Raw genomic sequence first — 12,089 nt, forward strand, 5'->3', positions numbered from 1 at the left:
CCGCCCCTGCCCGTACCCCGGCTGCTCCAGGCCGCCCGACCCCCGCCCGAGGAGGCGACACCGTATGAGCCTCAGGTCACGTATCACCGGCCCCGAGGAGCAGGGGAGCGCCCGGCCCGGGCGGGAGGACGGGCACCTGGTCGCGCTGTTCCGGGCCAAGCTGCTGGAGGAGATCGACCTCGCCGAGATGTCCTCGCTGGCCACCGCCGACCGGCGGGCCCGGCTGGAACGCGTCCTCGGCCACATCATCAGCCGCGAGGGGCCGGTCCTCTCCGGCGCCGAACGCACCCAGCTCATCCGCCGCGTCGTCGACGAGGCACTCGGCCTCGGCGTCCTCGAACCGCTCCTCGAAGACCCGTCCATCACCGAGATCATGGTCAACGGACCCGACGCGATCTTCGTCGAACGGGCGGGCCGCGTAGAGCAGTTGCCGCTGCGGTTCGCCTCGCACGAGCAGCTGATGCAGACCATCGAACGCATCGTCTCCACCGTCAACCGCCGCGTCGACGAGTCCCACCCCATGGTCGACGCCCGGCTCCCCTCCGGCGAACGCGTCAACGTCATCATCCCGCCGCTCTCCCTGACCGGCGCCACCCTCACCATCCGCCGCTTCCCGCGCGCCTACACCCTCCCCGAACTGATCCAGCTCGGCTCCCTCGACGACCACCTGCTGATGCTGCTCGCCGCCTTCGTCCGGGCCCGCCTCAACGTCATCGTCTCCGGCGGCACCGGCAGCGGGAAGACCACCCTGCTCAACGCCCTCTCCGGCCTCATCCCCGGCCACGAGCGCATCATCACCATCGAGGACTCCGCCGAACTCCAGCTCCAGCAGGCCCACGTGGTACGCCTCGAATCCCGCCCCGCCAACGTCGAGGGCAAGGGCCACATCACCATCCGCGATCTCGTCCGCAACTCCCTGCGCATGCGCCCCGACCGCATCATCGTCGGCGAGGTCCGCGGCGGCGAGACCCTGGACATGCTGCAAGCCATGTCCACCGGCCACGACGGCTCCCTCGCCACCGTCCACGCCAACAGCGCCGAGGACGCCCTCATGCGGCTCCAGACGCTCGGCTCCATGGCCGAGGTGCAGATCCCCTTCGAGGCCCTCCGCGACCAGATCAACTCCGCCGTCGACGTCGTCGTCCAGCTCAGCCGCGCCGCCGACGGCTCCCGCCGCCTCGCCGAGATCGCCGTCCTCGTCTCGCACGGCCGCGAGCCCTTCCGCATCGCCACCGTCTCCCGCCACCACCCCGGGCCCCCGGGCCCCGACCGCGCCGCCCCGGGCTGGTTCGAACACCTCCCGCTGCCCCGCCCCGTCGCCGACCGCCTCCACCTCGCCGGAGAGGGCGTACCCCCCGCCTTCGGCGTCACCGACACCGCCGACCCCGCCCACGTCCGAGAGGCGCTGGCATGACCGACCCCACCCGCCTCGCCCTCGGCGCCGCCCTGCTCTGCCTGCTGCTCGCCGTGGCCGGCGTCCACGTGTACGCCTCCGGGCGCGCCCAGCGCCAGGCCCTGGTCGACCGGCTCTCGGCCACCTCCGCACCCCCCGCCGGACGCGGCCGCCGCTTCACCGGCATCGACCGCCGGGTGCGCCGCACCCGCCTCGGCCGGGACCTCTCGCTGCGCCTCTCCGCCACCGGACTCGACGTCACCGTCGGCGAGTTCACCGTCTACGCCCTCGCCGCCACCGCCGCTCTGTGGATCGTCGCCTCCGCCGCCCTCGCCCCCTTCTTCGGGCCGATCGCCGCCCTGGCCGCCGCCTGGGGCGCCGTCGTCTTCCTCAACTGGCAGCGCCAGAAGCGCATCGAGGCGTTCATCAACCAGCTCCCCGACGTGGCCCGGCTCCTCGCCAACGCCACCGCCGCCGGCCTCGCCCTGCGCACCGCCCTCGCCATGGCCGCCGAGGAGCTGGAGGCTCCGGCAGGCGAGGAACTCTCGCGTGTGGCCGACCAGTTGGCGCTGGGCAGGTCGGTCGACGCCGCCCTCGGCGAACTCGCCGAACGGCTCCCCTCCCGTGAACTGGTCGTCCTCGTCACCACCCTGGTCCTCTCCAACCAGGCGGGCGGCACCGTCGTCTCCTCGCTGCGCAACCTCACCGCCACCCTGGAGGAGCGCAAGGAGACCCGGCGCGAGGTCCGCACCATGCTCTCCGAGGTGCACGCCACCGCCCTGACCGTGCCCGCCCTCGGCCTCGGCTCGCTGCTGCTCATCAACTCGCAGAACGAGGGCGCCCTGGCCCGCGTCACCGGCTCCGCCCTCGGCCAGATCCTCATCCTGATCGCGCTCGGCCTGTACGCGGTCGGCTTCCTCGTCATCCGCCGCCTCGGAAAGATCGAGGTCTGACCGTGCCCACCCTCGCCGCCGATCTCACCCTCCAGTCGCCCCTGCTGGCGCTCGGCCTCGCCCTCCTCGCCGCCGCCGCGGTCGCCGCCGCCCTCGCCGCCCTGCGCCTGCTGCGCGGGGAGGCGAAACTCCCCGACGATCTCGCCGTCGCCCTGGAGTCCGGCGCCGCCCGCGTCTCCACCGCCGAGTCCGCCGTCGACCGGCTCGGCATCCGCTTCGCCCCGCTCGTCCTGAGGCTGATGGGCCCGCGCCGTGTCGACGCCAAACGCCGCCGCATCGACATGGCCGGCAACCCCGGCGGCCTCACCCTCGACCGGTACGCCGCCCGCCGCTTCGTCTACGGCGTCTTCGGCCTCGTCCTCGGCCTGGTCTTCCTCACCAACGAATCCACCCTCTTCGCCCTGCTGACCTTCGCCTTCGGCCTCACCGCCGCCGACGCCCTGATCTGGCAGGCGGTCCGCGACCGGCGCGAGGTCATCGACCGCACCCTCCCCGACTTCCTCGACGTGCTCGCCGTCGTCGTCAGCTCCGGCCTCGGCTTCCGCCAGGCCCTGGACCGCGTCGCGGAACGGTACGAGGGCCCCTGGGCCGACGAACTCCGCATCACCCTGCGCCAGATGGACATGGGCGTCTCCCGCCGCCAGGCCTTCGACGAACTCCGCCGCCGCAACTCCTCCGAGCAGGTCGCCCAGTTCGTCTCCGCCCTCCAGCAGGGCGAGGAACTCGGCTCACCCATCGCCGACACCCTCATCCAGATCGCCACCGACATGCGCCGCACCGACGCCCAGAACTCCCGCCGCCGCGCCGCCAAGACCATCCCCAAGGCCACCATGGTGACCCTCGTCTTCCTCCTCCCCGCCACGATGATCCTCATCGCCGCCGGCATGTTCCTCGGCTCGGGCTCCGACCTGGGCTCGATCCTCGGCGGATGACGGGCGAGGGGACGCCCAGAAGCGGCTCCGGGGCGGCGGGCGGCGGCCACGAGCCGCCTGCCGGCGTTCCCGGACCGCCGGCAGCGAGCGGCCACGAGCCGCCCGGCGCCACCCCGGCGGGACCACCACCGGCCTCCCGCCCCCGCCTCGGCAGAACCGGCCAGGTCCCCCGTACCGAACCGGGCCGCCCCACCCCGCCCGGCCGCACGCCCCGCCACCTCCCGCCCACCCCGCCGACCCTCTACGCCGGCCACACCACCCACCCCGGCCCCACCGCCTCCGCCCTCGCCGACGACGTCCCCGCCCCCAGCCCCCGCGTCCAGCTCAACGCCCTCCAGGCCCTCTGCCGCCAGGTGTTCGGCGTCCGCCTCGCCCTGATCGCCCTCGGCGCCCCCTTCGCCCTCCAGAACGCCGCCGACGGCGCCCCCCGCTACCTTGTCCTCGCCGCCGCGGTCACCGGCTTCATGGCCTCGTACGCGATGCTCCGCGACTGGGAGCGGTTCGGCCCCCTCGTCCTGCGCCACCCCGCTCTGCTCGGCCTCGACCTGCTCATCGGCGCCGTCCTCCTCCTCACCGCCTCACCCGCCTCCCCGCTCGGCTACGCCGCCGCCTGCACCCCGCTCCTCGCGGGCCTCCTCTACGGCTGGCGCGGCGCCGGCGTCCTCACCGGCTGCCAGCTCGTCGTCCTCCTCGTCGCCCACCGCGCCTGGGCCGACGCGCTCACCAGCGGCGCCAGCACCCTCCTCGTCGCCGGGTTCTGCGTCGCCGCCGGGATCACCGGAGTGACCCTGCGCAACCTCATGTTCCGGTTCGGCGCCGCCACCACCGCCCTCGCCGAGGCCAACGCCCGCCTCGCCGTCGCCGGCGCCGTCGAGGCCGAACGCGCCCGCCTCGCCCGCGACCTCCACGACTCCCTCGCCAAGACCCTGCACGGCCTCGCCCTCACCGCCGACGCCCTGGCCGAGGGCACCGGCCACCTGCCGCCCGACACCCTCCGCCATCGCGCCGTCCAGGTCGCCGACGCCGCCCGCCGCGCCGCCGCCGACTCCCGCGACCTGCTGACCGGACTCCGCCACGACGCGGCCGACCCCACCGACCCGGTCGACCTCGCCGAAACCCTCCGTACGGGACTGCCGCCCGGCACGCCCCTCGACGCGGCCGCGCCTCTGCCACCCGTACCCCACGCCGTCGCCCGGCACCTGCTGGCCATCGCCGCCGAGGCCGTCGAGAACGCCCACCGCCACGCCACCTCCCCACCCCGGACCACCCTCACCACCACCGGCACCGCCCTCCGCCTCACCGTCACCGACCAGGGCCCCGGCCTCCCCACCGGCCTCACCCTCCGATCGGCCTCCGACTCCGGCCACTTCGGCCTCGTCGGCATGGCGGAACGCGCCACCGCGATCGGCGGCGCCCTCCGGGTGGGCCCCGCCGGCCAGACGACTACGGGCCCGGGCACGGAGGTACGGGTCGACCTCCCCCTCGCCGTCCTGGACGCCGCCCCGACACCAGGAACGCGTCGTTCCGCCCCGGGGGAACACCTATCCGGCCAAAACCCACCCGCGAGGCCCCCGGACTGAGGACACTCTTAACGCGGGCCCCGCGACCCGGGCCGCCCGCACCAGGACGGCGTACCACCGACCCCGCCCCGAGAGGAGGCCACCATGCCGGACGCACCCCCTTCCGAGCCCCACGGCCGAACGGCCGCGCCCGAACCGCGCACCACCCGCACCCGCCCGGACGCGCGCACGGCCCCTCTCCGCCCGCACCACGCCCCGGCCCACGGCCGCACCCTGCGCGTCGTCGTCGCCGACGACAACCAGGTGGTCCGCGCCGGACTCAGCGCCCTGCTCTCCGCGCGCCCGGGCATCCGCGTCGTCGCCGAGGCCGGCGACGGCCACCGCGCCCTCGCCGCCACCCGCCACCACCGCCCCGACGTGGTCCTCCTCGACGTCCGCATGCCCGGCGTCGACGGCCTCACCGCCCTGCCCCACCTGGCCCGCCTCGCCCCCGTCCTGATGCTCACCTACAGCCGCGCACGCGACACCGTCCAGCGGGCGCTGGGCCTGGGCGCCGTCGGCTACCTCGTCCACGGCGAATTCACCGCCGACCAACTGGCCCGCGCCGTACGCGACGCCCACGAGGGCCACGCCCACCTCACCCCGTCCGCCAGGAACGCCCTCCTCGCCCACCTTGTCGCCCCGGCCGCCCCCCACCGGCCACCCGTCTCGAATCCGCCAACCTCCGGCGAAACCCCTTCGCGACTGCAATCCCCTGTGGGAGAGTCGAACAGGGCCGCGCACGGGCTGAGTTCACGGGAGGTCGAGGTCATGGAGCTGATCGCCTCGGGGATGAGCAACCAGCAGATAGCCGCCACCTGCTTCATCAGCGAAAAAACGGTCAAGAACCACATCAACCGCATCTTCGCCAAACTCCACGCCCCGAACCGCAGCGCGGCGATAGCCACCTGGCTGGGCACCGCCTCCACCGGCCGGACGGCCCCCCGATGACCCCCGAGCCCCCTCCCGCCCGCCTGTCCCCTCCGGCCCTCCTGCCCCCTCCCGCACCTCCGGCCCCTCCCGCCCCGGACACCCCACGCCACCAGCGCACTTGGGCCCCCCGATGGGCCCCCGGACCCTCCTCCGTCCCCCGCGCCACCTCATACCGTCCCCGAACCACCCTTGACCAAGGAGGCCCCCGCCATGAGCCACACCACCTTGAGGGCAGCACTGGCCCTGCACCGGGCGGCCCAGACCTGGACCACCCGCGCACTCGACCGCGCCACGAACAGCAACCGGGGGGACCGGGGGGCTGGGTTCGTGGAGTATGCGGGGTTGATGATTCTGATTGCGGGGATCTTTGTTCTGATCGACGGTCTGGCCCTGGACAACGTCATCTCGAAGGCGATCGGCGACGCAGTGCAAGACGTCGTGGGTGGGTAGGCCTCCAGGTTGGTGGATCGGATCGGGGGCAGTCTCTGCCTCTCTTCATCTGGATCACTGGATTCGTTCTCTTCGTTTCCTTGGCGTTCTTCGCCTTCGCACAGGCGGCGGTGGCACGGAACGGGGCTCAGTCCGCTGCCGACGCTGCGGCGCTCGCGGCCGCGCAGGATGCGCGGGGTGAGCTCACGGAAGAGCTCCTGCTGTCCGTGCAGGAGGGCGACGAAGACTGGAGTGACTGGCTCAGTATCGACCGAATGGTGGGTGAGACCGCTGAGGAGGCTGCCGGACGTCTGGCCGCAGCCAATGATGCTCAAGTCACTGCCTTCCGCGGAGCCGAGGTCGGGGGGAAGGGCGGGTACGCGGTAGAGGTCCGATCGGTGGACCCAGTTGGCGACTCCGTGTTGCCGATGACGAGTGGAACCTACGCCAACGCCGAGGCGACAGCCGTGGTCGAGCCGCTCTGTGAGCCGGATTCTGAGAGTGATCCATCGGAGCGGATCTCTTTCTCCTGCGATGACGGGACCATCGTGGATGTTGATGCCGAAGATTTCGATATGTCAGATCTCCCTACCCCCTCCACCCTTTTCTCGGTATATCTTGCGAATTGATCAGTGCCCATTCAGGAAGGCTTGGTGTGGACGTGCCACGGTTTCGCGGTGACAAAAAGATGCTGATCCTCGCAGCTATGGCCATTAGCTCCAGCCTTGTGATTTCAGGGTGCGGAGGCAGTGATGATGCCGGCGAAGGTGGGAAGCCTACTGCCAGTGCTCAGAAGGATGGCAAGGGGGAATCCCGGGACGGCACTCCTGCCGCTTCGGCAGCCGACGAAGTCCTTGCTGAAGTCTCCAGTGCCGGGCTGACGCTCACCGTGACCTCTGCCCAGCGAGACAGCGCCGGATTCCTCACGGTTTCCGGAAACGTGAGGAACGGGACGGACGGACTGTGGACTGGGGGAGACTGGCTTGGAGATGAGCGGGAGCTCCGTCGCAACGGAGGGTCGATCGCCGGCGCCAGTCTGATCGATAAGAACTCCAAGAAGAAGTACCTCGTGCTCCGGGATACGAGTGGTCGCTGCTTGTGCACCAAGTTCGAGGGGGGAGTGAGGTCTGGCGACTCGGCCGACTGGTTTGCTCAATTCCCTGCTCCCCCGAATGACGTGGGAGAGGTCGATTTCCAGGTAGGGAACATGCCTCCTGCTCCTGTCAAACTCTCGTAGGGGTGAACAGTGTCAACGCCACTTCGTCTCCACCGCCTCGGTGTGTCGTCGGCAGCCGCAGCGCTCTCCTGTTCCTTGATTTTCTTCGGCCAGACAGCCCACGCCGACGATGACGATCCCGTAGCGCCTCCCGGCAGTACGACCAGTTCCCCGCCCCCGGAGATTTCCGAGGACAGTGCGGGGCTGAAGCTGGCCGACGGGGCGGAGTTGGCGCCGCCGAAGGTGTTGGACATCAAGTCGGTCGTGGAGGATCTGGGGGGTGAGGAGCGCAGGGAGGACACCAATACGGATGTGAAGTTCGCGCTCCAGGCGGAGGTGTTGTTCGGGAAGGACAGCGCCAAGCTGAACCCGGAGGCGCGGGGTCGTATTCAGGCCATCGCCGAGGAGGCGCAGGCCCAGCAGGCCAACAAGGTGCGGGTGTTCGGGTTCACCGACGATCTCGGCTCGTACGAGCACGGGAAGAAGCTGTCGAAGAACCGGGCCGACGCCGTGCACGAGGAGTTGGTGAAGACCCTCGGGCCGAACGTCACCTACGAGGTGCGCGGCTACAGCGAGGACTACCCGATCGCCGACAACTCCACGGAGGCCGGCCGGATGAAGAACCGCCGGGTCGAGGTGTCGTTCCCGCGCGGCGCTGCCCCGCAGACGCAGGAGTCGGGCGACCCCGCCGTGAGCTGAGCAGGGATCAGCGCAACCCCGCGATCCCGCGTTCCCTGGTTGCCACACCGTCCATCCTGGCCATCCGTGGAACGCCGTTCCAGCTCGTCGGAACTGGAACGTTGTTCCATGCTGGCGTGAGTGGAACGCCGTTCCAGATCGCTGCCCGCCGGGACCGCCGTCTGGGGGCGGAAGGCCGCCGGAACCCGTCCCCTCGGCGGCGGCCGGTACGAGGTCGCCTTCGGCGGCGGGGAGGCGGTGGAGACCGGGCTCCTGGTCGGCGCGGACGGCGCCTGGTCGCGGGTCCGCCCCCTGCTGGCCGGGGCGAAGCCGCGGTACGTCGGCACGGTGTTCGTCGACGTACCTGTTCGATGCCGGCCGGCCTCTTTCGGCCAGTGCCGGGGCGGTCGGCGGGGGCTCCATGCTGGCGCTGGCGCCCGGCAAGGGGATCGTCGCCCACGGTGAGCCGGGGGGGTGTGCTGCACACCTACGACCAGCTCACCCGGGACCGGGCGTGGGCCGACGCCCCCTCGACTTCGCCGGCGGGTTCGCGGCTCTGGAGCGGGTCGCCGAGGAGTTCGCGGGGTGGGCGCCGGAGCTGACGGCGCTCCTCACCGACGGCGAGACCGCTCCGGTGGCGCGCGTCCTGCGCGCGCTGCCGGAGGAGCGTCGCTGGGAGCGCGTCCCGGGCGTCACCCTGCTCGGCGACGCCGCCCACCTCATGCCGCCCTCCGGCGAGGGCGCCAACCTCGCCGTGCTGGACGCCGCCGAACTGGGCGAAGCCCTCACGGCCCACCCGGGCGACGTCGAGGCCGCCCTCGCCGCGTACGAGGCGAGACTCTTCCCGCGCAGCACCCGGGCCGCCGTCGAAGCCGCCGAACTGCTCGACCTCTGCCGCGGTGACCGGGCCCCGTACGGCCTCATCGAGATGTTCACCGCCGCCGAGGGGTGAGGGCGGGGGAGTCGCGGAGGGGAGGGGCCCCACCTGTAGCCGATAACCCGCGCTTGCAATCATCCCGCGCGTGCAATTAGTGTGGACGCTCGTAAGGCGCTGCGAGCGACTACTCGTCCTGTCGGGGTCGGTCAGCTGTGGAGCGGCGCCCTCCCACCCCCTTCCAGGAAGGCACCCCCATGCCTCTAGCCCTGCTGGCCCTGGCCATCGGCGCCTTCGGGATCGGCACCACCGAGTTCGTGATCATGGGCCTGCTCCCCGAGGTGGCCGCCGACTTCGGCGTCACCGTGCCGACGGCCGGGCTGCTGGTCACCGGGTACGCGCTCGGGGTCGTCGCGGGCGCGCCGGTCATGACCGTGCTCGGGACCAAGGTGTCCCGCAAGCGCATGCTGATGCTGCTGATGGGCCTGTTCATCGCGGGCAACCTGCTCTCCGCCGCGGCCCCCGTCTTCGGCGTGATGCTCACCGGCCGCATCGTCGCCTCCCTCGCCCACGGCGCCTTCTTCGGCATCGGCTCCGTCGTCGCCGCCGGCCTGGTCGCGCCCCAGAAGCGGGCCGGGGCCATCGCGCTGATGTTCACCGGGCTGACCGTCGCCAACGTGGTCGGGGTGCCGCTCGGCACCTTCATCGGGCAGAACGCCGGCTGGCGGACCACCTTCGTCGTCGTGGCCGGGCTCGGCGTCCTCGGCCTGCTCGGCGTGGCCCGGCTCGTCCCGGACATGCCGAAGCCCGAGGGCGTACGGCTGGGGCACGAACTGGCGGCGTTCCGGAACGCGCAGGTGCTGCTGGCCATGGCGATGACCGTGCTCGGCTTCGGCGGGGTCTTCGCCGCCGTCACTTACGTCGCGCCGATGATGACCGAGGTCGCGGGCTTCGCCGGCTCCTCGGTGACCTGGCTGCTCGTCCTCTTCGGGCTCGGCATGGTCGCGGGCAACCTGATCGGCGGCCGGTTCGCCGACCGCGCGCTGATGCCGATGCTCTACGTCTCGCTCGGCGGGCTGACCCTGGTCCTCGCCCTGTTCACCGTCACCGCGCACCACAAGGTCGCCGCCGCGCTCACCCTCGCCCTGATCGGCGCCCTCGGCTTCGCCACCGTGCCGCCGCTCCAGAAGCGGGTCCTGGACCACGCCCACGGCGCCCCCACCCTGGCCTCGGCCGTCAACATCGGCGCCTTCAACCTCGGCAACGCCCTCGCCGCCTGGCTCGGTGGCCTCGTCATCGCCGCCGGCCTCGGCTACACCGCCCCCAACTGGGTCGGCGCCCTGCTCGCCGGCTCGGCCCTGCTGCTGGCCTTCCTCTCGGCCGCACTCCAGCGCCGCGACGAGGCCCGAGAGGCCCAGGAGGCCCAGGCGACCCAGGAGCCCAGGCCGACCACCCCCGAACCCGTACACCTCTGACACTCCGGAAACCCGAAGAGCCCGTAAGAACGAGGAACAGCACATGAGCACCACCCCCGCCCCCGTCCCCACCGTCACCCTCAACAACGGCGTCACCATGCCGCAGCTCGGCTTCGGTGTCTTCCAGGTGCCCGACGAGGAGACCACCGCGGCCGTCGCCACCGCCCTGGAATCCGGCTACCGCTCCCTCGACACCGCCGCCGTCTACGGCAACGAGGCGGGCGTCGGCCGCGCCCTCGCCGACTCCGGCATACCGCGCGACGAACTCTTCGTCACCACCAAACTGTGGAACGACGACCAGGGGTACGACGCCACCCTCCGCGCTTTCGACACCTCACTGGCCAAGCTCGGCCTCGACCACGTCGACCTCTACCTGATCCACTGGCCGGCCCCGGCCCGCGACCGCTACCTCGACACCTGGCGCGCCCTGGAGAAGCTGCTCGCCGACGGCCGCACCCGCGCCATCGGCGTCTCCAACTTCCAGCCGGCCCACCTCACCCGCCTCGTCGACGCCTCCGGCATCGTCCCCGCGGTCAACCAGATCGAGCTGCACCCGGGCCTCCAGCAGAGCGCACTGCGCGCCCTGCACGCCGAGCACGGCATCACCACCGAGGCGTGGAGCCCCCTCGCCCAGGGCGCCCTGCTGAACCACGAGGCGATCACCACGCTCGCCGCCCGCCACGGCCGCACCCCGGCCCAGATCGTCCTGCGCTGGCACCTCCAGCTCGGCAACGTGGTCATCCCCAAGTCCGTCACCCCCTCGCGCATCCGCGAGAACCTCGACGTCCTCGGCTTCACCCTCACCGCCGACGACATGGCCGCCCTCGCCACCCTCGACGAGGGCCTGCGCACCGGCCCGGACCCGGACACCCTCAACTGACGACCTGCCGCCCGGCGACCGAGGCTCCCTGTACGGCTCACGTCCCCGTACGGGGAGCCTCCCCGTGCAGTCCCAGCGCCCCCGCCGTCTCCAGCCAGGCCGGGAACTCGGCCAGCAGCGCGTCGTACAGCGCCTCGTCCGTCCAGGACAGGGGCCGGAGGCCCGCCGCGAAGAACCCGGCGTTGTCGACGACCCGCCTCCTCGGCACGGCCAGCTCGTCCAGCTTCCGCAGGAAGGCGAACCGGTCGTCACCGAAGCCGACGAACTGCCAGAAGAGCGGCAGGCGCGCGGCCCGGCACAGCACCCGCTCGGCCTCACGCCTCGCGTCGGGGCCACCGTCGGTCTGGAAGATCACGAAGGCCGGGGCGGTCGCGCCGGAGGCGGTGTAGTGCTCGATCACCTCCAGCATGGCCGCCGCGTAGTTGGTGGTCCCCATGTGGCCGTACCGCTCGTGGAGTTCCTGGACGCGGCCCTCGTAGGAGTCGAGGCTCACCTCGGTGGCGGGATGGGCGTCGGTGTCGAAGAAGACGACCGGGACGGTCCCGTCGTCGTCCAGATGCGCGGCGAGGGCCAGGGCCTGTTCGGCCAGGTGCTGCACGGTGCCGTCGCGGTAGTACGGGCGCATCGAGCCGGAGCGGTCGAGAACGAGGTACACGGCGGCCCGCAGGCCCCGGTCCGCGAGCCCGCGCTTGCGGAGCGAGACGGCGGCGGTCTTGGTGAGATCGACCTGACCGGGCGGGATCTTGTCGAGGCTGATCGGCATACGG

Annotated in this window: 12 protein-coding genes and 1 pseudogene; 12 read left to right on the top strand and 1 reads right to left on the bottom strand. The window is 72.1% G+C overall.

Annotation, left to right across the window (positions count from 1 at the left end; translation table 11 throughout):
* The first annotated feature begins 64 nt into the window (after positions 1–64).
* The 12 genes and pseudogenes from OIM89_RS20220 (at position 65) to OIM89_RS20275 (ending at position 11,322) form a co-directional block, all read left to right on the top strand.
* Positions 65–1,414 carry a CpaF family protein gene (locus OIM89_RS20220; RefSeq protein ID WP_195730969.1) on the top strand — a complete coding sequence of 450 codons (1,350 nt, stop codon included), beginning with the start codon at positions 65–67 and terminating at the stop codon, positions 1,412–1,414.
* Positions 1,411–2,346 (top strand): type II secretion system F family protein, encoded by a 936-nt coding sequence (locus OIM89_RS20225; protein ID WP_030700174.1) that lies wholly within the window; start codon positions 1,411–1,413, stop codon positions 2,344–2,346. Before OIM89_RS20220 ends, OIM89_RS20225 begins: the two co-directional genes overlap by 4 nt.
* Positions 2,347–2,348: 2 nt before the next feature.
* On the top strand, positions 2,349–3,278 hold the full coding sequence (locus OIM89_RS20230) for a DUF5936 domain-containing protein (protein ID WP_037665756.1): 930 nt from the start codon (positions 2,349–2,351) through the stop codon (positions 3,276–3,278).
* On the top strand, positions 3,275–4,858 hold the full coding sequence (locus OIM89_RS20235; protein ID WP_264491494.1) for a sensor histidine kinase: 1,584 nt from the start codon (positions 3,275–3,277) through the stop codon (positions 4,856–4,858). Before OIM89_RS20230 ends, OIM89_RS20235 begins: the two co-directional genes overlap by 4 nt.
* Before the next feature lie 84 nt (positions 4,859–4,942).
* Positions 4,943–5,788 carry a response regulator transcription factor gene (locus tag OIM89_RS20240; RefSeq protein ID WP_030700265.1) on the top strand — a complete coding sequence of 282 codons (846 nt, stop codon included), beginning with the start codon at positions 4,943–4,945 and terminating at the stop codon, positions 5,786–5,788.
* 192 nt (positions 5,789–5,980) lie between these two features.
* Complete coding sequence (locus OIM89_RS20245) at positions 5,981–6,220, top strand: hypothetical protein (RefSeq protein WP_264491495.1); 240 nt, start codon at positions 5,981–5,983, stop codon at positions 6,218–6,220.
* A gap of 35 nt (positions 6,221–6,255) precedes the next feature.
* Positions 6,256–6,828 (top strand): pilus assembly protein TadG-related protein, encoded by a 573-nt coding sequence (locus OIM89_RS20250; RefSeq protein ID WP_264491799.1) that lies wholly within the window; start codon positions 6,256–6,258, stop codon positions 6,826–6,828.
* A gap of 59 nt (positions 6,829–6,887) precedes the next feature.
* A complete protein-coding gene (locus tag OIM89_RS20255) occupies positions 6,888–7,436 on the top strand; it encodes a hypothetical protein (RefSeq protein WP_264491496.1) in 549 nt (182 codons plus the stop codon).
* Between the two features lie 42 nt (positions 7,437–7,478).
* Entirely contained in the window at positions 7,479–8,114 is a 636-nt protein-coding gene (locus OIM89_RS20260; protein ID WP_257202702.1) for an OmpA family protein, read from the top strand.
* Between the two features lie 138 nt (positions 8,115–8,252).
* Positions 8,253–9,045: pseudogene (locus OIM89_RS29890) on the top strand (FAD-dependent oxidoreductase); the annotation flags it as partial.
* A gap of 179 nt (positions 9,046–9,224) precedes the next feature.
* The gene (locus OIM89_RS20270) at positions 9,225–10,442 is read left to right on the top strand and encodes an MFS transporter (RefSeq protein ID WP_047464973.1); all 1,218 of its coding nucleotides are present in this window, start codon (positions 9,225–9,227) and stop codon (positions 10,440–10,442) included.
* Between the two features lie 43 nt (positions 10,443–10,485).
* Positions 10,486–11,322, top strand: a complete 837-nt coding sequence (locus OIM89_RS20275) for an aldo/keto reductase (protein ID WP_047464976.1) — start codon at positions 10,486–10,488, stop codon at positions 11,320–11,322.
* A 37-nt stretch (positions 11,323–11,359) separates the two neighbouring features.
* Here the strand turns inward: OIM89_RS20275 and OIM89_RS20280 are convergent, their stop codons facing one another.
* Positions 11,360–12,085, bottom strand: a complete 726-nt coding sequence (locus OIM89_RS20280) for a VWA domain-containing protein (RefSeq protein WP_264491497.1) — start codon at positions 12,083–12,085, stop codon at positions 11,360–11,362.
* Positions 12,086–12,089: the final 4 nt, after the last annotated feature.

Source organism: Streptomyces sp. BI87 (assembly GCF_025957665.1).
In the GTDB taxonomy this organism is placed as follows: Bacteria; Actinomycetota; Actinomycetes; order Streptomycetales; family Streptomycetaceae; genus Streptomyces; species Streptomyces albidoflavus.